A 20,884-nucleotide genomic window follows, 5' to 3' on the forward strand; every position below is an offset into this window, starting at 1 on the left:
TCCAAGTCGGTCTCCGCGCCGGTCCCCACGCCGGACGTGGGTGCGAGGAGAACCCCCTGGCGGGCGCACCGGGTGCCCGCCGCGAGCTGCCCGGCCATCGCTCCACGGGACCGCCCCGAAAGCGCGTCCGAATTCATCGCACTGAATATCGTCAACACGGTCGCCCGCCCGGGAACAGCGACGGATAATGCTCGCTCGCGCACGGGTCGCCGATGCCCTGCGGAACTCGCTCTCCCTGCGGGTCCGTCCCGTGTCGAGAGATGATGGAGACCAGCGGAAGCACAGCGAGAACCGGCCGATGTACGGAGAGCGCCACGGCTGTCGGTCCGCGATGACCGGCGGAAGGAGTGCCTGGATGGGTGCGACCGACGCGTTCCCCGAGGGTGCCGCCCGGGTCGGGGCCACGCCGGGGCAGCCCGGCGGCCTGCTGGATGTGCTGGGCGTGGCCGCCGTGATGCTGGATGCGGACGGGCGGATCACCCTGTGGAGCCCCCAGGCCGAGCAGCTCTTCGGCTGGAGCGCGAAGGAAGCGCTCGGCCGGCCCGCGGCGCAGCTGCTGGTCGGCCCGGAGCACATCGATCTGGTCCTGGGCCTCTTCTCCCAGGTCATGGCGGGCGGCGAAAGCTGGGCGGGGGTCTTCCCGGTCCAGCACAAGGACGGCAGTACCCGGCTCGTCGAGTTCCGCAATATGCGGCTGCTGGACGAGCGCGGTGAGTCCTACGCCCTGGGCATCGCCACCGACCAGGCCGTGCTGCGGCGGGTCGAGCGGGATCTGGCGCTGTCCGTACGCCTCGTCGCCCAGTCACCGATCGGTCTGGCGGTCCTGGACACCGCGCTGCGCTTCGTGATGGTCAATCCGGCGCTGGAGCGCATCAACGACCTGCCCGCCGACCAGCACCTCGGCCGCGATGTCCGAGAAGCCCTGTCCTTTCTGGACACCGGCACCATCGTGTCCCGGATGCGCGAGGTGCTCGACACCGGAACCCCGCTGCTCGACCAGTTCACCGTCGGCCGCACCGCCGCCGACCCCCACGCCGACCGGGCCTGGTCGGTGTCGTACTACCGGCTGGAGGACCCGCACGGCCGGGTGCTGGGGCTGGCCACCTCGGTCGTGGACGTCACCGAGCAGCACCGCGCCGCCACCGAGGCCGCTCGTGCCCGCAGGCGGCTGGCCGTCATCGCCGACGCCTCCGCCACCGTCGGTACCACCCTCGACGTCGACCAGACCGCCCACGAACTGGCCGACGTCATTGTGCCCGAGCTGGCGGACCTGGCCGCGGTCGATGTCCTCGACGCCGTGCTCGACGGCCGGCGCCCGACCTCGCTCTCCCGTGGCGGCCCGGCCCGTTTCCGGGCGCTCGCCGTGGCCACGGCCTACTCCACCGAGGCGGTCCGCGCCGCCGACCCCACCGGCCAGATAGCGTCCTATGAAGCCGACCGGCTGATCACCCGCTGTGTGACCGAAGCCCGTCCGGTGCGCATTCCCCACGTCGGCCCGGACGACCTGCCGCACATCGCACCGGACCAGCAGGGCGCCGCACTCCTGGGAAGGGCCGGACTGCACTCCTACCTGGCCGTACCGCTCATCGCCCGCGGCGAGGTCCTGGGCGCGCTGTCGCTGTACCGCGTCCGCAACCCGGAGCCCTTCGACGAGGACGACGCGGTGCTCGCGGTGGAGCTGGCCGCTCGCGCCGCGGTCTGCATCGACAACGCCCGCTCGTACCAGAGCGAACGCCGCACCGCGCTCACCCTCCAGCGCCATCTGATGAACCACCGGCCGCCGCAGCCCACGGCCATGGAGATCGCCTACCGCTACCAGCCGGCCCAGGCGGCCAGTGAGGTCGGCGGTGACTGGTTCGACGCCATCCCGGTGACCGGCGACAAGACCGCGCTGGTGGTCGGCGATGTGATGGGCAGCGGCATCAACGCCGCTGCCACCATGGGCCAGTTGCGCACCACCACCCGTGCGCTGGCCGACCTCGACCTCGACCCGGCCGAGGTGCTCCGCCACCTCGATCACATCGCCGGCGGTCTGGATCCGGCCTTCGCCACCTGCCTGTACGCCGTCTACGACCCCCACCGCGCCCTGTGCCGGATCGCCGTCGCCGGGCATCTGCCCCCCATCGTGGTGCGCCCGGACCGGCCGCCCGAGCTGCTGGATCTGCCCACCGGTGCGCCGCTCGGCGTCGGCGGCGTCCCCTTCGAGCAGACCACGGTTCCGCTCCGCGACGGCGACCTGCTGGTGCTCTACACCGACGGGCTGATCGAAACCCGGGACCAGCCCATAGACGCGCGGCTGGACACCCTCCTGGAGCTGCTGGCCCGGCCCGAAGGGGATCTGGAGGGCCTGTGCGACCGTCTCCTCGCCGCACTGCGCGACGAGCACGACCACGACGATGTCGCGCTGCTCATCGCCCGGGTCCACGCGCTCGGGGACTGACCGCACGGGCAGCGGGTTTTGGTGGGACCGCTACGGATTCGGCGGTCCTCCGCGCGATATCGCGCTGCGCTTTCCGGCGCGGAATCCGCTTGTCCACCGCGGCTACTCCGTGGATAACCGCCCCGATGGCCTTGCTGAGCTTCGGATTTCGTTGCCCAAAGGCCTTAACAAGACCTTGACGGGAGTCGTCGGCAGGGGTTGTATTCGGTCACCAAAGCGAGACCTGAGGATGTCCGGGTCCGGAGCGCTTTGCGGCGTTCTTCCGTCAAGACGCCACCCCTTCCTGCCGCCAGCACCGATGGGATACGGATACCGATATGCCCTACACGCCTGTTGCCTCCGCAGCTCCTGAGCGGGACACCCGCAGTGCGACGGTGAAAGACGCCTCCGGCGCCCCCCAGCTCACCCGGTCGATCGGTGTGGTCGGCGGCACCCTGCTCACGCTGTCCTGTCTGACCCCGGCATCCTCGCTCTTCGTGATCGTGCCGGACTCGTTCGCCACCCTGGGCACGGGCACCGCGCTGACCATCGCCGTCGCGGCGCTGCTGTGTATCGGCGTGGCCTTCACCTACTCCGAGCTCGGCACGCTGATACCGAGCTCCGGTGGCGAGTACGCGATGGTGGGCACGCTCATGGGCCGCCTCGCCGGGTGGCTGGTTTTCGTGCTCTCGCTGATCGTCGTCATGATCGTGCCGCCCATCATCGCCCTGGGTACCGCCGACTATCTGGCGCCGATCATCCAACTGGATCCGCAGTACACCGCCGCCGCCGTGATGCTGCTGGCCACCGCCATGGGCCTGCTCGATCTGCGCGCCAACGCCTGGATCACCGGCATCTTCCTGGTGCTGGAGGTCGTCGCCTGCGCGGTGGTCGCCGTCCTCGGCTTCACCCACACCCACCGGTCCGCGTCCGTGCTCGTGCACCCCGTGATCGACGCCGGACACGGTCACAGCACCGCCGTCACCGCGGGGCTCATCGTCGCCGGGCTGGCCACCGCGCTCTTCATCCTGCAGGGCTTCTCCACCGCCGTGTACCTCGCCGAGGAGATGGAGAACCCCCGTCGCAACGTCTCCCGTACGGTGCTGTGGACCCTCGGCATCGGCGCGGCCGTGGTGCTGGTCCCGGTGGTCGCGATCACCCTCGGCGCCCCCGACCTGAAGACCCTCGGGGCCGGTGACGTCGCCGGCATGGTGCAGGACTGGAGCAACTCGGGCGTCGGCACGTTCGTCAGCCTCTGCATCGCCCTGGCGATCATCAACGCGGCGATCGTGATGGTGATCCAGAACTCCCGTGTGGTGTTCTCCTCGGCACGTGACGCGGCCTGGCCGACGGCCGTCAACCGCGTCTTCTCGCACGTCGGCCGGCGCTTCGGCTCCCCCTGGGCGGCCACCCTCGCGGTGGGGGTCCCCGGTGCGGCCCTGTGCTTCGTCAACCTCGACACCCTGAGCGAGGTCACCGGCGTGGCCGTGGCCGCGATGTATGTCTTCGTCGCGCTGGGCGCTCTGGTCTCGCGCCGCGGGGAGCACAAGCACCGCCTGGCCTGGCGGATGCCGCTGTGGCCCGCGGTCCCGGCGCTGCTGGTCGTGGTGCTGGCCTGGGTGCTCTGTCAGCAGAGCACCACGAGCCTGGCCATCACCGGCCTCATCGTGGCCGTCGCCGCGCTGTACTGGCTGTGCTACCTGCGCCCGCGCCAGGAGACCCACTGGGTGATCGCGGTCCCCGAGGACGAGCAGGCTCCCGCAGACGAGCAGGCTCCCGCACCGGCGTCGTCCGCGGCCTCGCTGTCCGCGTAGGGCGACCAGCCCCACGAACGCCCGCCCGGGTCGGTACTCGGGCGGGTCTTCGCTGGCGGGCCTTCGCTTCGCTGCCGGCGGGCGGTTTCTACTGCCCGGCGGGCCGGGAGAGCGCGAGCGCGTCCAGCAGAAGGCATACATGGTCGACGGCGTCCCGCGCCGCCGGTGCCTCGGCGGCCGGTCCCTCGTCGAGCAGCCCGGCGGCCTCCTGCAGCAGCTTCAGCAGCCGCTGGTCCGCGTCGGCCGCCGTTTCCGCGTGCGCCAGGGCGGACCGGATCTGCTCGCCCGTGAGCGGCTGACCGGTTTCGAGGAAGCGGTACAACGCCACGGCGGCTTGCCGGTCGGCGTCGTTCGGCTTCCACAGTCCGAGCGCGTGGTGGTCGATGAGCGCGGCCGCCTCGGTTCGGATCTCCTCGGGAACATGCATGCCCACGAACGTCTCATACCGCCTCGACGGGCCGGATGGCGTCACAGGGGTCCCGCTTCAGCCCTCGGTCCGGCTCCCTCTCCCCGGCGAGCGGGGCTGACCAGGCACGTTGTGGCCGTACCCGGATCACCCGACTGGCACAGGCCCGTCGGACAAGCGGCCGGGCCTGTGGGAAGAGTTACATGAACCATGCACGCTCTGGGCGATTTGTTCCCTGCGGGGTGGCGCGATGGGAGCGCCGCGTATATCCCCTTCGTCGAAGACGTTCGCCTCTGCGCAGCAGGAAAACCTACCCAGGGGTCTTCCCGCCCTCTGGCGCCCGGCCCCGGATCACGGGACCATCCTCGAACAGCCCGCGGGTCCGCCCGGCGCAGCGCGGGCCCTGACTGCTGCTGCGCTCCGCATCGCGCGGCTCGCCCACCGTATGCGGGAGGTGTAGAAAGAGGACATGGCCGGACGCTACGGCCGCCCGCGTTCGGTTCTCAGGATGCGAACTGTCGCAGGTCAGGTCTTTCTCCTGCAGGTGGCGATCGTGGTGTTGCTCGTCGCCGCCGCCATCGCGGCGCTCGTGCTGCAGTCCAGGGCCGACGGAGACCGCGAGGCCCGCAACAGATCCGTCGCCGTGGCGGAGGCCTTCGCGAATGCGCCGGGCATCGAGGCAGCACTGAAAAGCGCCGATCCGACACTGGTGCTGCAGCCGCTGACCGAGGCCGCCCGCAAGCGCTCCGAGGTCGACTTCATCGTCGTGATGAACACCCAGGGCATCCGCTACACCCACCCGATCCGCAACCGGATCGGCAAGAAGTTCGTCGGCACCCTGAAGCCGGCGCTGTCCGGTCATGTGGTCACCGAGCGGATCACCGGCACCATCGGGCCCCTCGTCCAGGCCGTGGTGCCGGTCTTCGGCCACAGCGGCAAGGACAAGGGGAAGGTTGTCGGGCTGGTCTCCGCCGGGATCACCGTCAACCGGGTGAGCGGTGTCGTCGACGACCAGTTCCCCCTGCTGTTCGGTGCCGCCGCCGGCGTTCTCCTCCTCACCACCGGCGGCACGGCGCTGGTGACCCGCCGGCTGCGGCGCCAGACCCACGGCCTGGGCCCCGTCGAGATGACCCGGATGTACGAGCATCACGACGCGGTGCTGCACGCCGTACGCGAAGGCGTGATCATCGTGGCCGGCGACGGATGTCTGCTGCTCGTCAACGACGAGGCACGCCGCCTGCTCGACCTGCCGCCGGACGTGGAAGGACGCCAGGTCGGCGACCTCGGGCTCGACCCCGCCACCGCCCGCCTGCTGGCCTCGGGACGAGCCGTCACCGACGAGGTGCACCCGGTCGGCGAGCGGCTGCTGGCGATCAACCAGCGCTCCACGGACCAGGCGGGCGGTCCACCCGGCAGTGTGACGACGCTGCGGGACACCACGGAGCTCCGGGCGCTCACCGGCCGGGCCGATGTGGCCCGCGGCCGCCTGAAGCTGCTCTACGACGCCGGCACGGAGATCGGCACCACGCTCGACGTGGTGCGCACCTGCGAGGAGCTCGCGGAGTTCGGCGCGACCCGTTTCGCCGACATCGTCACCGTCGACCTGGCCGAGGACGTGCTGATCGGCGAGGAACCCACGGCCCCCACCGGCGCGGCCATCGAGATGCGGCGGACGGCCACCAGCGGCGCCCCGGCGGACAGCGGCCTCTACCCCGTCGGCAAGCTGATCCGGTTCGAGCCGGCCACCACCCTCGGTGCCAGCCTCACCAGCGGAAAGGCTGCCCTCGAAGCGGATCTTGCGGCGTTCTCCGGCTGGCATCTGCAAAGTCCCGGCCGGGCCAGGAAGATCGTCGCGCACGGCATCCATTCGAGGATCGCGGTCCCGCTGCGGGCCCGCGGCGTGATCCTCGGTGTGGCGATCTTCTGGCGTTCGCACAAACCGGAGCCGTTCGAGGACGAAGAACTCTCCCTCGCCGAGGAACTGGTCGCCCGCGCCGCGGTCAGCATCGACAACGCCCGCCGCTACACCCGCGAGCACACCATGGCCGTCACCCTGCAGCGCAGTCTGCTGCCGCGCGGGCTGCCCGAGCAGAACGCCGTGGAGGCCGCCTTCCGCTATCTGCCCGCACAGGCCGGGCTCGGCGGGCTCGGCGGCGTCGGCGGCGACTGGTTCGACATCATCCCGCTGCCCGGTGCCCGGGTGGCGCTCGTCGTCGGCGATGTCGTGGGACACGGACTGCACGCCGCCGCCACGATGGGCCGGCTGCGCACCGCCGTGCACAACTTCGCCAACCTCGACCTGCCGCCCGACGAGATCCTCTGGCACCTCGACGAACTCGTCACCCGGATCGACCAGGACGAGAGCGCCGAGGAGGCCGAGGGCTCGGTCACCGGAGCCACCTGCCTCTACGCGATCTACGATCCGGCGTCCGGGAACTGCACCATGGCGCGTGCCGGCCACGTCCAGCCCATGTTCGTGCTGCCGGACGGCACCGCGGAGGTCGCCGATGTGCCCGGCGGCCCGCCCCTCGGCCTGGGCGGTCTGCCGTTCGAGACCTGGCAGCGGCAACTGCCCGAGGAGAGCCGTCTGGTGCTCTTCACCGACGGGCTCGTCGAGGACCGGGACCGGGACCTCGACGAGGGCATGACGCTGCTGAGCCGTACGCTGTCCGGCGGGCCGGGCCGGACACCGGACGAGACCTGTGAGGCGGTGCTCGGCGCGCTGCTGCCGGAGCGCCCCAGCGACGACATCGCGCTGCTGGTGGCCCGCACGCGGGTGCTGGACACCGAGCACATCGCCGACTGGGACGTGCCGCCCGACCCCTCGGCCGTGGCCCAGATACGGGCCGCCGCGGTCCGGAAGCTGATCGAATGGGGCCTGGCGGAGGAGGCGTTCACCGCCGAGCTGATCCTGAGCGAGCTGGTCACCAACTCCATCCGGTACGCCGCGGGACCCATCCGCGTACGGCTGATCCGTGACACCTCCCTGATCTGCGAGGTCTCCGACCGCAGCAGCACCTCACCGCATCTGCGGCAGGCCGCTTCGATGGACGAGGGCGGCCGCGGCCTCTTCCTGGTCGCCCAACTGGCGGAACGCTGGGGAACCCGCTACACCACCGGCGGCAAGGTCATCTGGACGGAACAGGCGCTCAACGGCCTCGATCTGGTCGCGGAGGAGACCGACGCCGGGGATGCTTGAGCCGAGGGACGGACGAGTCCGGGGGCCCGAGCGAGTGCCTGAGGAGGCCGTGATGGATTACCCGCTGCTCAACGCCTTCTGGACCATGTGCCTGATCTTCCTGTGGGTCCTGTGGCTGATCCTGCTGTTCAGGATCATCGGCGACATCTTCCGCAGCCATGACCTCAACAACTGGGCCAAGACGGGGTGGCTGATCCTGGTGATCGTGCTGCCCTTCCTGGGTGTCTTCATCTATGTCATCGCGCGTGGCCACGGCATGAGCGAACGGGAGGTCGCGCAGGCCGAACGGCAGCAGAAGCAACTGCGGGCCTACCTCAGGGACGCCACCGCGACTGGTGACGCGGCGGGCGGACATGCGGACGCCCTGGCGAAGCTCGCCGATCTGAAGAACCACGGCGACATCACGGAGGAGGAGTTCCAGAAGGCCAAGGCGAAGATCCTCGCCTGACCACGGCCCGGCCCCGGCGGACGGCTCCCGCCGGGGCCTTCTCTGCCGGCTGACCTGACCTGATCTGATCTGACGCCCCTGAAATACCCGACACATTTCCAGTGACGGTGACCCGCAGGCATTTTGACGGTCAAATTCAAAAAGGGTGATGTGACTTTCTCCGCCCGTCCGTCGTCACCTCGAACGGGCGACATCGGTAAGGCATTTCCGGGCGGACCGGTCCGTGCCGACGAGAGTGTCACTCCCTCGTGGCCGAATGGCCCGGCTGATGGTGAACGGGCCTTTTCCGTAAGGGCGTTGGGGGTGCGCGCGCCCTGCGGGAGAGGCCCGTTCGGTGCCGTACCGGCCCGGTGCGCACTTCGTGTGGACCGGGGAACGGTTACTCCGACTCACGCAATTCATGATGAGTCAGGTTTTGGGAGGTTCTGTGAAGGTGATGCCTGAAAACGTCGATATACCCCTTTGATCCTCCTGAGGAGCACACATGCGCATCCGCGCCGCGATCGCAGCCAGCGCCCTGGCCACCACTATCGTCATGGGCGGTGCGAGCGCCGCCCTGGCGAACGGCAAGGACCGCCACCACCACAACCACCACGGTCACTACGCCTCCTGCTGGCTCTCCGCGGGCGTGTTCGACCATGTCGGCCCGGTCTTCAGCGAGGGCTGCGAGAGGGCCGGCTGGGGCGGCGGCAACCGGCGGTAATCCAGAGCGCTTTCCAGCCGGTGCCGGCCGATCGGACCAGGGGTCCGCTTCGGTCGGCACCGGCTGTATGTCCGGGCTGCTCGCCGGCCCGGAGTCCAAGGCCGCTCAGCAGCGGTCGGCCGGCGGGCCGTTGCCCCGCCGTCTGCGGACGCTCGCGACCAGCCCCGCGCCGGCCAGCAGGGTCAGCCCGGCCATCGTGCCGAAGCCCATGAACACCAGGGGCTTGGTCCCCGTCGCCGCCTCGGCGGGCTTCGCGGCCGGTCTGGCGGCACGGCCCACGGCCGAGGCCGGCCCGGCGGCGGCGCACACCGTGACGAGCAGAGCGGTGAGGAGGGCGACGGGGAGATACCCACGGCAAAGACGGCCCAGCGGGCCCGGGGCGGGTGGTGCGGCCATGCGGTGCTCACTTCTCCGCCTCGACGGGGAGGCTGCTGGATCGGGGATGTGCCGGATCCCAGCGTTTCCGGCTGCGGCCGGAAGAGCGTGCCGTGGAAGGCAGAAGAGTGAAGGCGTCCGCCCGTCCGAGTGGTGACCGGCCCCGCGGTGCATCCCGGCGTCCTCGCCGTTCGCGCAACGAAGCGCCCTGGACGGGCCCGACGGTGTGCCCTAGCGTCACAAGCCGCCCGGGTCCCACCGCGCGGGGCCGATTCCCACCGGGGAAGCAGAGGATGCGTCGTGACCACTCTCCCGCAGCCGCCCGACATCCTGTCGCCGGAGTTCGCGGCGGACCCCTATCCCGCGTACCGCATCCTGCGTGAGCACTACCCGCTGTTCCACGACAAGGGAACCGGCAGCTATCTGCTCTCGCGGTACGAGGACGTGGCACGGGCCTTCCGCGATCCGGTGTTCACCACCGACAACTACGAGTGGCAGCTCGAACCGGCGCACGGTGGCCGGACGCTGCCCCAGATGAGCGGCCGTGAGCACGCCGTGCGCCGCGCACTGGTGGCCCCCGCTTTCCGCGGCCGGGAGCTGCGGGAGAAGTTCCTGCCGGTCATCGAGCGCAACGCGAGGGAACTGATCGACGCCTTCCGCGACGACGCGGAAGCCGATCTGGTGGGGCAGTTCGCCACCCGCTTCCCGATCAACGTGATCGTCGACATGCTCGGTCTGGACCGGGCCGACCACGACCGCTTCCACGGCTGGTACGCATCCGTCGTCGGCTTCCTGTCCAACCTGGCCCAGGACCCCGAGATCGCGGCCGCCGGCCGGCGCGCCGGTCAGGAACTCGCCGCCTACCTACGGCCGATCCTGGCCGAACGGCGTGCCGCACCCGGCGACGACCTGCTCTCCGGCCTCTGCACCGCGGAGGTCGAGGGCACCCGGATGACCGATCAGGACATCACCTCGTTCGTGAGCCTGCTGCTGGCTGCCGGCGGCGAGACCACGGACAAGGTCCTCGCCGCCCTGTTCCGTAACCTGCTGGCCCACCCCGACCAGTTCGCCGCCGTACGGGCCGACCGATCGCTGATACCCGCGGCCTTCGCCGAGACCCTGCGCTACACCCCGCCGGTCCAGATGATCATGCGTCAGCCCGCGGCCGAGGTCACCCTCAGCGGTGGCACGGTCCCCGCGGGCGCCACGGTCACCTGTCTCATCGGCTCCGCGAACCGCGATGAGCGCCACTACGCACGGCCCGCCGCCTTCGACCTCTTCCGCACCGATCTGACCACCGCCACGGCCTTCAGCGCCGCCGCCGACCATGTGGCCTTCGCCCTGGGCCGGCACTTCTGCGTAGGCGCACTGCTGGCCAAGACCGAGATCGAGGCCGGCGTCAACCAGCTGCTCGACGCATTCCCCGCCATGGCCTTCGCGGAGGACACCGCGCCCGCCGACGAGGGAGTGTTCACCCGGGGGCCGGCGCGGCTCCGGGTGAAGCTCCGGCCGGGCGACGATGCGGCAGGCTCTGCCCGTACTGCCTGAGGCGGCACGCGCCGTCAGCGGGACCGCGTGGCAGACGGGGCGGCGGCAGGCCGGTCGGCGGCCGTCAGCGGCCGGCGCAGTACGTAGAGGCCGACGGTGACGGCGAGCGCGATGTCGCAGGCGGAGAAGGTCAGGCCCGCGCCGCGCAGGCCGAGTACCAGCGTGAGCGCGCCGACGCCGACGACCGGCAGGGAGATGCCGAGGTAGGCGACGAGGAAGAAGGCCGAGATGGTGCCGCCCCGGTGCTCGGGCGGCGCCGCGCGGCCCACCGCGGTCAGACCGGCGCGGAACGCCAGGCCCTGGCCCATACCGCCGCACACCGCACCGATGACCAGCACCGGCAGCGAGGTCACGGCCAGCGAGGCGGCAACGAGCAAGAGCCCCACCACCAGCACCAGGCAGCCGCCCGGCAGGGCCCGGCGCACACCGATCCGTTCGGTGAGGGCCTGTCCGGCCGTCGATCCCAGGAACACCGTGAAGACGATGAGTCCGGCAACGGCCAGATTGTGGACGCCCAGGGTCTGGCCGACGAAACTCGGTGCGACCGCGGTGAACAGCCCCAGGAGCGAGAAACCGGCGAAGGCGGCGACGGCCGACGGGGTGAAGACGCCCCGCACTTCGGGCGGCAGCCGAAGGCCCTGGGGCCGCAGTTTCCGCGGTCGGTGCGGATGGCCGACGGTCTCCGGCAGGAGCCAGGTCGCCGCGGCCGCCACGGCCACCAGCACCAGGTGCGCCAGAAAGGGCAGGGTCAACGGCCACGGTGCGTACTGGGCCAGCAGGCCCGACAGCAACGGGCCGCAGCCGAGACCGCCCATGTTCGCCGCGGTGGCGGCGAATCCCGCCCGCGCTTCCTGGCCCGGCTTCGCGAGCTCCAGCACACACGCCGTGGCGGCGCCGCTGAACAGCCCCGCGGCAAACCCGGACAGCACCCGCCCCAGCAGCAGCATCGGCAGCCCGCCCTCGAAGATGAAGCACAGGGCGCTCGCCGCGGACAGCCCCAGGGCACAGAACAACACCGGGCGCCGGCCCACTTCGTCGGAGAGATGGCCCGCGAGGAGGAGCACCGTGATCACACCGAGGGCGTACGCCGCGAAGACCACGGTCACCATCAGCTCGGAGAATCCCAGCTGCTCGCGGTAGAGCCCGTACAGCGGGGTGGGAAGTGTCGTCCCGGCCATGCCGATCGCGAACACGCCCGCCGCTACCGGATAGCCGAGCCGCCGGGGGCCGCCCGTGCGATCGCTGATCATGGTTCCCAACGTAGGCGCCATCCCGCCGTGGCGTCGAGAACCGCGGCAAGGACCCGCGGGCCGGGCAGGGCCGGGCAGGGCCGTGGACGGGACGCACGTGGTGCCCCCGCGCGCGGCGGAGGCACCACACTGTGCCCGGTCCGGACGGTCAGTGCCGGGCGGTGGGCGCGTTGGCCGCCGTGACGTTGACGGCGGCCCAGGCCTTGTCCACCGTCTGGTACTCGGTGCTGTCGGCGCCGTACAGGTCCTTGGCCGCGTGCAGCGTCGCGGTCCGGGCGTCATGGAAGTCGGTCGTGGAGACCATGTACCGGGTGAGTGCCCGGTAGAAGATCGCCGTCGCCTTGTTCCGGCCGATGCCGGTCACCTTCGAGCCCTTGTAGGTGGGGGAGTCGTAGGCGACGCCACCGATCGTCTTCTTGCCGCTGCCCTCGGCGAGGAGGTAGAAGGCGTGCGAGGAGACACCGGAACCGCCGTGCACCTCGGCGTCGTAGGACGCCTTCGACCAGTAGTCGACCGTGCCTTCGAGCTTGTCGAGGGACGGCTTGTCCAGACGGCGCAGGAACTTCTGGTCGAGGCCCAGCTTCTCACCCATCAGGTAGTTCGGCGGGTTCTTCGGGTTGTCGGCCGAGAACTCGACCGCGCTGCCGAAGATGTCCGCCAGCGACTCGTTGAGGGAACCGGGTTCGCCGAACCCGTTCCCCTCCTCGTCGGTGCGGGTGGGCTGCAGGTTGGCCGTTGCCTCGACGACACCGTGGGTGAGCTCATGGCCGGTGACATCCAGCACGACCAAGGGCTTGGTGAACGTCTTGCCGTCGCCGTCGCCGTAGAGCATGCAGCCGCAGTCCGGGCTCCAGTAGGCGTTGCCCACCTTCTGGCCGAAGTGGACCAGGGCGTGTGCCCCGTGGCCGTCGTTCTTGATGCCGTCACGGCCGAAGGTCTTCTTGTAGAAGTCCAGGGTGCTGGTGACGCCGTACTGGGCGTCGACGGCGGCGGTTGTCCGGTCCTTCGTGGTGCCGTTGCCCCAGCGGTTGGTGGCGCTGGTGAAGGCCTTGCCGTCGGTGAACTTCTTCGCCTCCTTGTCGCCGGCGTCACGGGTCTCGGTGTTCCCGCGGGTGGAGTCCTTGAGGGTGAAGGACTGCTGCGCGGTGCGGGTGGTGGACAGCGGCACCTTGCCGACGAAGAGGGAGGCACCCGAGCCGGTGGCCGCGGACGGGAAGTCGGCGCTCCCGGCCGCCTTTTCCGTGGCGGCCGGCGCGGACGGGCCGGTGGAACCCAGACCGGTGGCGGGGCTCAGCCGCTCGCCCCGGGCACGCAACTTGGCCTGGACGGCGGGCGACAGGAAGGAGTCGTCGGCCGCGGTGTTGCTGAGCACCGCCCCGGAGGCCGCGTCGAGGACGAGCGTACGGGCGCCGCCGGCCTCGGAGAGCCGGCTGTCGGCCACCTGCACCCGGTAGGCCAGCGTGGTCCGGTTCGCGCGGGCATCCACGACCAGTTCGGGCTCGCCGGCGCGGCCCTTCGCCGCGGCGGCGGCCTTCGTCCTGGCCTGACCCGCCGACAGCTTCGGGTGCGCGTCGGGCACATCGACCTGGTGACGGTAGGCCCGGGTCACGCTCTCGTACGCCGACTTGGCGGTCAGGTGGATGACGAGGTCGCCACCGAGCACCGGCAGCCCGCGGTGCGTACGGACGAAACGGACATGCTGTCGTCCGTCCGGATCGATGAGCGTGTCCGTGACCTCGAGGGTGTCCTTCTTGCCGACTCCGGTGGCCGAGGCATGGGCGTACGCAGCGGCGCGGGCCGCCTCCACGGCCTTGCGGGGAGCGGGAGTTGAGGCGGAGGGGGAAGCGGCCGGCGAGGTCGCGGGGCCGGCGAAGGCGCTGCCCGCCGCCCCGGCGGTGAGAGTGGCGGCCGTCGTCACGGCGACGGCGATGGCCAGGCGGCGCCCGCGTATGTGGGGTCTACGCACTGCTGTGGGTCCTTAGCGCTGCGGGGGCGGTCGGCTGGCCAACCGCCCGTACGCGCGGTGCTGTTGTGCACCACGGGGGCCGCGGGGCCCCGCGCAAACCCTGGTATGTCTGGCATGAGCATGTAAAGAAAAATGTTCAGTATGCGAGATTTATGGTCGAGATTTAACAATTGGCGAGCTTTGGGTGGCCAGAAGGTGACCAACAGTGCTTCACGGGGAGAGACATGAAGTTGCGCCACTTGGTTGCCCGGGAGTCGCGCCGAACCGTGAACCGCCGGCGATCCGGCGTCGTTGGCCCTGTCCTGTCCTGTCCAGTCCAGTCCAGTCCGGTCCGGTCCTGTCCGGCCCTGCGCGGCCCTCATCGAAGGCGCGTCGATACGCGGCGGGGTGCGGGGGCGGGGGGGGGAGGGGGAGGGTTATCCCTGTATCCAGGCCCTGGCGGAGAACCGAAACGTGTTACTGCTGCTCGCCCTGGTCGCCACGGGGGCGAGCAGCAGCGCGCGCCGGTCTGCTGTCAGGCACGGTGACGCGCCGGCGCCGTGCCGCCGGCGTGGTACAGCTGTCCGCGGCCGGCGTCCGGGTCCTGGCGCCGGCCTGTTTCGGCCTGGCGGGGTCCTGGCCGCGGTCCGGGCCGTGGCGGGCTACCGGTGGAAAAGCTCCTCCAGGGAGGCCTCGGCTCGTTCGCCGCCGCGGGCGGCTTCGACGACGGCCTGGTGGAAGGCGCGGCTGGCTGCTTCGGAATGGCACGGGACGGGGCTGCCGGCCATGGTGTACCAGTCCGTGGCTCCGGTGTACTGCACAGCTACATGCGCCAGGTCGTCCGACCAGGTCGTATGGATGGTCAGGTCGCCGTTGATCACGCCGATCTCCGCGGTGTGAACCGCGCCGGGTAGGGCGTGGATCCCGACAGTGGTCCAAGATGCCCAGGTCATGATGTTCCCCTCGGCGACAAGGGCCCCGGCCGGCGGCCGGGCGCGGTGACTCAAGTTTGGCACTTGAGGTGCGGGAGCGCACCGCATGCGGCGGCAGAGATTCCGCTAGCGGCGTGGGGCCCTGGCGGGCTCCCGTGTCCGGTGGGTCGTACGGGCAGGGCGCGGGGCGCCGCCGGGCCGGGGAGTGTCGAGGCCGCGGCGGAACCTCAGTCGATGACCGTGTGGAAGAAGGTGACGGCGGCCCCGAAGGCGGCGCCGCCGACGAGAGTGGCGGAAGCCGGGTTGCCGCCGTTGAAGAAGGTGAGCACACCGGCGCCGATCGCGGTGAGGGCGCCAAGCAGGAAGATGACGGCGGAGCGCTGACTCAGCAGGGTTGATCTGTTGTCGGACACATCAACTCCGATCTGCGCGGGAGCGACGGATCGCTCGGTGCGGATGCTGATGCTCTGACTGATCTTCTCATCCCACTCACCGGATTTTCGGCAGCACACGAGGAAATTCACAAAGAGCCACGGAAAGAATCAAGGCGGGCCCGGGGGTGGCGTGCGGGCGCGGAGGCCGGGCGGTCGCCGAACTCCCGCTGGACGGCGGGCTTTGGGGTGTGTCCTGACAGGGCAAGGGTGCGCTGCCCGGGCCGGCGGGCCGGGCAGTGGCGATCCGGGTGCTCATACGCAGGTCGCGTCCGCGAACACCTCTCAGTGGTCGGCGCTGTTTCCCCCGCGGCCGGGCCTCCCGCGGCCCGGCACCTGGCGGGTGATCGCGAGGACCGCCATATCGTCGTCGCGCGGCCCGCCGGTCCAGTGCGCGACATCGGCCGCCAAGCGGTCGATCAATTCCCGGGGCCCCCGGAACGGGCCGTGGTCCGTCAGCTGTGTCGCGGGGTCGTAGAACGTTCCGGCACGGTTCCTGGCCTCCGTCACGCCGTCGGTGATCAGCAGCAGTGTGCTGCCCGCCGGGAACGGCCAGTGGGTGGGTCCGGTCCGTGCCGCGCCCAGGGCGCCCATCCCCAGCGGAAGGCCGGGATCGTCGACCTCCAGTGCGCGCACCTCGTCGTCGTGGCAGAGGTAGGGCGCGGGGTGGCCGCAGTTCAGCAGTCGCAGCCCTGCCGCCCCCGGGAGGACTTCGCAGATCAGGGCCGTGATGAAACCTTCGAGCCGGTTCTCCTCCGAGGTGTGCTCGCTCTCCCGCAGCAGCGCGTGTTCCATCCGGCCGGCCAGCGCCCTCAGGTCCAGCTCCTGCTCGGCGGCCTCACGGAACGCACCCAGTAGCACCGACACCGCGCTCACCGCCCCGAGCCCCTTGCCCCGCACGTCCGCGATCATCAGCCGCACGCCGAACGGGGTGCGCTGGACGGCGTAGGCGTCGCCACCGATCCGGGCCTCGCTCTGCGCGGCCTGGTAACGGGCGGCGATGGCCAGCCGGCCGATGCGTTCCGGCGGTGCGGGCAGCACGGCACGCTGGGCCGCCTCCGCCACCGAACGGACGACATCCAGATGGCGTCCGTAACGGGCGACCACCCGATTGACCCCGACGCCCATGAGCGCGGCGAAGAGGGTGTTGACGAGCTCCAGATGGCCTTCGAGGCCGTCGGCGGTGCTGTCCTTCACCGTCAGAGCGAAGACGCCCACGACGATGGCGGCGCCGATCGTCAGGGTGTGCCGCAGGGAGAGCAGTGCGCCGGCGGTGACGCTGGCAGCCGTCAGCATCGGGTCGCCCCAGTAGTCCGCCGGCGAGAACGCGTCCCAGACGAGCCCTCCGGCGACCAGAACGCTCGGAGCGAACTGGACGTATCGGGGCCATCGCGGAGAGAAAGGGGGCATAGGGATTCCTGACCAGCCGTCCATGTCGGGTAGCAGGAATATGCCTGTTTCGGGGAGATTTATACAGCGTGCTCCGGTGGGCGGGCGAGGCCCGCGGCTCGCCTGCCCGACCGCGCTGCGCCCACGGCCTCCGGCCACCGGCGTCGTGGGGCGGCCCGCACGTGTGTCACTGGGGGGAGGCGCCCGCCCGGCCCCCGGGAACCATCCGTCCGGCCCAGCGAATGCGGCTGCCCGGCGTCCGTGTCGCCGGGCGGCCTGGACCGGCCGCCGGATAGCGTCGGGGACCGGTACAGCGCCGCCCCGCCGCCGCCCGACCACCGCGGCGCAGGCCCCGCCGGGGGCCCGGGCGGCCGACGAGGAGGTGGGCCGTGACCACGTGGCCGGCCGTGGTGTTCGCCGTGCTCGCGGCAGCCAGCAATGCGCTGGCCACGGTCCTGCAGCGGCGCGCGGCCCGTACCGTCCCGCTGTCCACCGGACTGCGCCTCGGCCTGCTCGTCGATCTGCTGCACCGTGCCGTCTGGATCGGCGGGATGCTCGCGGTCGTCGCCGCGGCCTGCTTCCAGGCGCTGGCACTGTCGCAGGGCGCGCTGTCGGTGGTGCAGCCCCTCTTCGTCCTCGAACTGCCCCTCGCCCTGCTCATCGGGCGGGTCCTGCTGGGCGGACGGATCCCCCGCACCGGGTGGATCGGTGTGGGGCTGCTCGTCGTCGGGCTCGGATCCGCCCTCGCCGCCGCCGCGCCCACCATCGGCACCACCCACGCCCCGTTCGACCGCTGGGTGCCCGCCCTGGTGGTCTGCGCCGTGGTGATCGCTGCGGCGGTCGGTGCGGCGCTCCGCCGCGGGGCGGGCGGCGTACGGGCCGCCTGCTTCGCCGGGGCGACAGCGGTCGGGTACGCCCTCACCGCGGCCATGCTGAAGGACGCCACCCACGCCTGGCAGACCGGCGGCCCCGCCGCGTTCTTCACCACCTGGCAGACCTACGGTTTCGCCGCCACCGGCGTACTGGCCATCTTCCTCCTGGAAAACGCCATGCAGTCGGGCCCGCTGACCGCCTCGCAGCCGGTCCTCACGCTCGGCGATGCGCTGGTGAGTCTGTCGCTGGGCGTCACCCTGTTCGACGAGCGGGTACGGACCGGCTGGTGGCTGCTGCCCGAGGCGCTGGGCGTCGGACTGGTCCTGTGGGGCGCGGTGCTGCTCTCCCGCGTCGCCCTGGCCAGGGACCTGACAGGTGCTCACGACACGACACCGGCCGCCGCCCGCGATGCCGGTACGGAGCCCGGGCCGGCCGACATCTGAGCGCCGCGCGACGCCGAGAGCTCCCGGACCCACCCCCCCGTGCTGGAGCCCCTGCCGCACCGCATGACCCTCGCCGCATGAGGCCCACGGCATCGCCTTCCCCGCACCGGCCTCACCGCATGACGTGCTTGACCTGGGTGTAGTCCAACAGGCCCGCGAGGGACAGGTCGCTGCCGTAGCCGGAGTGCTTGACCCCGCCGTGCGGCATCTCCGACACCGTCGTGCCATGGGTGTTCACCCAGACGATCCCGGTGTGCAGGGCGCGGGTGGCCCGCATGGCACGCGCGTGGCCGGTGGTCCACACGCTCGCCGCCAGGCCGAACCGGACCCCGTTCGCCAGCCGGAGGGCTTCGGCCTCGTCGGTGAAGGGCTGCACCGTGACGACCGGACCGAAGATCTCCTCCTGCACGATCTCGTCGTCCTGGCGCACCCCGGCAACGACCGTGGGGGAGTGGAACCAGCCGGGCCCTTCCGGTGCCGTACCTCCCGCCACCACCTCGGCATGGTCCGGCAGGCGGCGCAACAACCCTTGTACGGAGGCGACCCGGCCCTCATCAACCGAACCATACCGACCGCCCTGCACGTGCACCGGATCAACACCGACCACGGGATCATCGACGGTGACGGCGAATTTCAGCGGAATTTCGCGCCGCGCCGAGGCGAGCTCATCCTCATCCGCCCGGACGGCTACCTCGCCGCACGCGTCCCCGAAGACCACGCAGCCGACCTGTTCGACTGCCTTCCCTCCCTGTACCAGTTCGTTGACCAACTCCGTCGTCATCTGACCTACTGCGCGCAAGCGTCGCGGTCGAGCACGATCACCGCGCTCGACCGAGGCACTGCCGCCACCGGCACGGGAGGTGACGCGAATTCAGAGTGCTGGCCCGCTGTTGCGGTCTTCGCACACCAGTCCCTAGCGGGACGTCCCTAGCGGTGCGGTCGGGTCACTGTCTACCGCCGCCTCCAGCCGTGGGCGGGTGGCAGACCTTCGAACGCCAGCCGTCAGCTGCCCCACCGATTCAGCGACAGCTGTTATGTGGGTCTGACCGGGAAACCGCTTATGACGTAGCACTGTTGGCAACCAATGGCCTGCTGAGTCCCCACTGAGCGGGCGAGAGGGAAGCGGCGGCTCCGCCGCTGGCAAGGGACGCGTGGAGGGCGGAGGCCCGGGAAGTGATCGACAACCAGCCTGCAAAGCCGCCGGTAGTGATAGGGAGGCTGGTTCGTTGGTGGCACTGGTTCCAACATGTATGGCAATTCATTGCAGGTTGCAGGAAGCATGACGAGATGGTTCCAACAAGCCTGTCCCGCAGGCCAGATACCGCCAGGTCGCCACGCCAACTGGTTCCCACTATCGCGTTCAGGCTCATCGTGCCAACGAAGTTTGAGTGGCAAGAAGTGCTTGTGTGTCAGGGTGGCGGTAGAGAACTCGCGGGTGCGTACACGCATCCGGACCTGAGAGCGTTGGGGAGCCGTGACGGTGGCGATGCGGGCAGTTCCGCTGGTGGGCGGGCCGGTGGAGTTACGGGGTGCGCTGGACTTGGAGCGGACGCAGGCGGGGGTGATGCCTCGCCGGTTGCCCGCGTGGACCAAGGAGCAGTACCAGGACCCGTCGGTCTACGGGGTGACGGTGATGCCTTCGGGGGTGCGGCTGGTGTTCCGCACCGATGCGCGTGAGTTGGAGTTCGAGGTACTCACCTCCACAGGGCAGCTCGACAACGACCCCCGACCTCGCCCGACCGGGATGCTGGAACTGCTGGTGGACGGTGCCCACGCCGGGCGCCGGCAAGCACCGATGGGCAACGTGGTGCGGATGGCGGGCCCGGGGACCGCGCAGCGACTGGTCCCGGGGGAGCCGGGGACCGTACGGTTCGCCGGGCTGCCGAGTGGCATGAAGAAAGTCGAGCTGTGGCTGCCCCAGCAGACCCCCACGGAACTGGTGGCGCTACGTGCTGACGGCGAGGTGCTGGCACCGCTGCCGGACGGTCGGCGCCGCTGGGTGCACCACGGCAGTTCCATCAGCCACTGCCTCGAAGCCGACGGCCCGACCGGCACCTGGCCGGTGGTGGCGGCTTCGCTCGGGGGAGTGGAGGTGATCAACCTCAGCCAGGCGGGCAACGACATGCTGGACCCCTATGTCGCCCGGACGATCCGCGACATGCCGGCCGACCTGATCAGCCTCAAGGTGGGCGTCAACATCGTGGGCCTGGCCACCTTCCGGCTGCGGACGTTCGGTCCCGCGGTGCACGGATTCCTGGACACGATCCGGGACGGCCACCCGGACACTCCGCTGCTGCTGATGTCCCCGGTGAGTTGTCCGGCACTTGAAGAGACTCCCGGCCCGACCACGATGGGCCCTGACGGGAAGATCACAGCCCTGGGCGACCCGGCCGATGTGGCCCGTGGGGCGTTGTCGCTGACGGTGGTCCGTGACGAACTGGCCCGAATCGTGGCAGCCCGGCGAGCACGCGATCCCCACCTGCACTATCTCGACGGACGCGAACTGCTCGGCCCGCACGAGGTGGATGACCTTGCCGACGGCCTGCACCCCACCGCCGCCGCATACCGCCGGATGGGCAAACGCTTCGCCGCCCGCGCCTTCGCCGACGACGGCCCCTTCCGCTGAGCGACCGAGGCTCCACACCTGCATCAGGTGCGGAGCCAGAGCGTAAGCGGGTTCCTCGTAGTGGCCTGATCCTTGATCAGCCG

General features: G+C 70.7%; 16 protein-coding genes. 8 read left to right on the forward strand and 8 right to left on the reverse strand.

Annotation, left to right across the window (positions count from 1 at the left end; translation table 11 throughout):
* Positions 1–355 precede the first annotated feature (355 nt).
* On the forward strand, positions 356–2,440 hold the full coding sequence (locus D9V36_RS39195; RefSeq protein WP_129297945.1) for a SpoIIE family protein phosphatase: 2,085 nt from the start codon (positions 356–358) through the stop codon (positions 2,438–2,440).
* Positions 2,441–2,757: 317 nt separating this feature from the next.
* Complete coding sequence (locus D9V36_RS39200; RefSeq protein WP_129297946.1) at positions 2,758–4,233, forward strand: APC family permease; 1,476 nt, start codon at positions 2,758–2,760, stop codon at positions 4,231–4,233.
* A gap of 88 nt (positions 4,234–4,321) precedes the next feature.
* Here D9V36_RS39200 and D9V36_RS39205 read toward each other — a convergent pair whose 3' ends face one another.
* Positions 4,322–4,660 (reverse strand): hypothetical protein, encoded by a 339-nt coding sequence (locus D9V36_RS39205; RefSeq protein ID WP_129297947.1) that lies wholly within the window; start codon positions 4,658–4,660, stop codon positions 4,322–4,324.
* Between the two features lie 448 nt (positions 4,661–5,108).
* Here D9V36_RS39205 and D9V36_RS39210 point away from each other — a divergent pair, with 448 nt between their 5' ends.
* The 3 genes from D9V36_RS39210 to D9V36_RS39220 all read left to right on the forward strand — a co-directional run bounded on the left by D9V36_RS39210 (position 5,109) and on the right by D9V36_RS39220 (position 8,989).
* Positions 5,109–7,838 carry a SpoIIE family protein phosphatase/ATP-binding protein gene (locus D9V36_RS39210; protein ID WP_129297948.1) on the forward strand — a complete coding sequence of 910 codons (2,730 nt, stop codon included), beginning with the start codon at positions 5,109–5,111 and terminating at the stop codon, positions 7,836–7,838.
* A gap of 52 nt (positions 7,839–7,890) precedes the next feature.
* Positions 7,891–8,286 carry an SHOCT domain-containing protein gene (locus D9V36_RS39215; protein WP_129297949.1) on the forward strand — a complete coding sequence of 132 codons (396 nt, stop codon included), beginning with the start codon at positions 7,891–7,893 and terminating at the stop codon, positions 8,284–8,286.
* A 484-nt stretch (positions 8,287–8,770) separates the two neighbouring features.
* Entirely contained in the window at positions 8,771–8,989 is a 219-nt protein-coding gene (locus D9V36_RS39220) for a hypothetical protein (RefSeq protein WP_129297950.1), read from the forward strand.
* A 105-nt stretch (positions 8,990–9,094) separates the two neighbouring features.
* Here the strand turns inward: D9V36_RS39220 and D9V36_RS39225 are convergent, their stop codons facing one another.
* A complete protein-coding gene (locus D9V36_RS39225) occupies positions 9,095–9,385 on the reverse strand; it encodes a hypothetical protein (protein ID WP_129297951.1) in 291 nt (96 codons plus the stop codon).
* A gap of 279 nt (positions 9,386–9,664) precedes the next feature.
* On the opposite strand from D9V36_RS39225, the gene D9V36_RS39230 reads away from it, so the two are divergent.
* Positions 9,665–10,912 (forward strand): cytochrome P450, encoded by a 1,248-nt coding sequence (locus tag D9V36_RS39230; protein WP_129297952.1) that lies wholly within the window; start codon positions 9,665–9,667, stop codon positions 10,910–10,912.
* A gap of 14 nt (positions 10,913–10,926) precedes the next feature.
* Here the strand turns inward: D9V36_RS39230 and D9V36_RS39235 are convergent, their stop codons facing one another.
* The 5 genes from D9V36_RS39235 to D9V36_RS39255 all read right to left on the reverse strand — a co-directional run bounded on the left by D9V36_RS39235 (position 10,927) and on the right by D9V36_RS39255 (position 16,880).
* A complete protein-coding gene (locus D9V36_RS39235; RefSeq protein WP_129297953.1) occupies positions 10,927–12,162 on the reverse strand; it encodes an MFS transporter in 1,236 nt (411 codons plus the stop codon).
* 148 nt (positions 12,163–12,310) lie between these two features.
* Complete coding sequence (locus tag D9V36_RS39240; RefSeq protein ID WP_129297954.1) at positions 12,311–14,128, reverse strand: M4 family metallopeptidase; 1,818 nt, start codon at positions 14,126–14,128, stop codon at positions 12,311–12,313.
* Positions 14,129–14,769: 641 nt separating this feature from the next.
* Positions 14,770–15,060, reverse strand: coding sequence for a hypothetical protein (locus tag D9V36_RS39245; RefSeq protein ID WP_129297955.1), 291 nt, complete (start codon positions 15,058–15,060; stop codon positions 14,770–14,772).
* A 206-nt stretch (positions 15,061–15,266) separates the two neighbouring features.
* Entirely contained in the window at positions 15,267–15,452 is a 186-nt protein-coding gene (locus tag D9V36_RS39250) for a hypothetical protein (protein ID WP_241721220.1), read from the reverse strand.
* A 303-nt stretch (positions 15,453–15,755) separates the two neighbouring features.
* On the reverse strand, positions 15,756–16,880 hold the full coding sequence (locus tag D9V36_RS39255) for a PP2C family protein-serine/threonine phosphatase (RefSeq protein WP_129297956.1): 1,125 nt from the start codon (positions 16,878–16,880) through the stop codon (positions 15,756–15,758).
* Between the two features lie 368 nt (positions 16,881–17,248).
* Between D9V36_RS39255 and D9V36_RS39260 the strand changes: the two genes are divergently transcribed.
* Positions 17,249–18,175, forward strand: a complete 927-nt coding sequence (locus tag D9V36_RS39260) for a DMT family transporter (RefSeq protein ID WP_129297957.1) — start codon at positions 17,249–17,251, stop codon at positions 18,173–18,175.
* Between the two features lie 112 nt (positions 18,176–18,287).
* Here D9V36_RS39260 and D9V36_RS39265 read toward each other — a convergent pair whose 3' ends face one another.
* Positions 18,288–18,956 carry an aldehyde dehydrogenase family protein gene (locus D9V36_RS39265; RefSeq protein WP_241721221.1) on the reverse strand — a complete coding sequence of 223 codons (669 nt, stop codon included), beginning with the start codon at positions 18,954–18,956 and terminating at the stop codon, positions 18,288–18,290.
* A gap of 705 nt (positions 18,957–19,661) precedes the next feature.
* Here D9V36_RS39265 and D9V36_RS39270 point away from each other — a divergent pair.
* Entirely contained in the window at positions 19,662–20,801 is a 1,140-nt protein-coding gene (locus D9V36_RS39270; RefSeq protein ID WP_129299005.1) for a GDSL-type esterase/lipase family protein, read from the forward strand.
* The last annotated feature ends 83 nt before the right edge of the window (positions 20,802–20,884 follow it).

Origin of the sequence: Streptomyces lydicus (assembly GCF_004125265.1) — a bacterium.
Lineage (GTDB): Bacteria > Actinomycetota > Actinomycetes > Streptomycetales > Streptomycetaceae > Streptomyces > Streptomyces lydicus_C.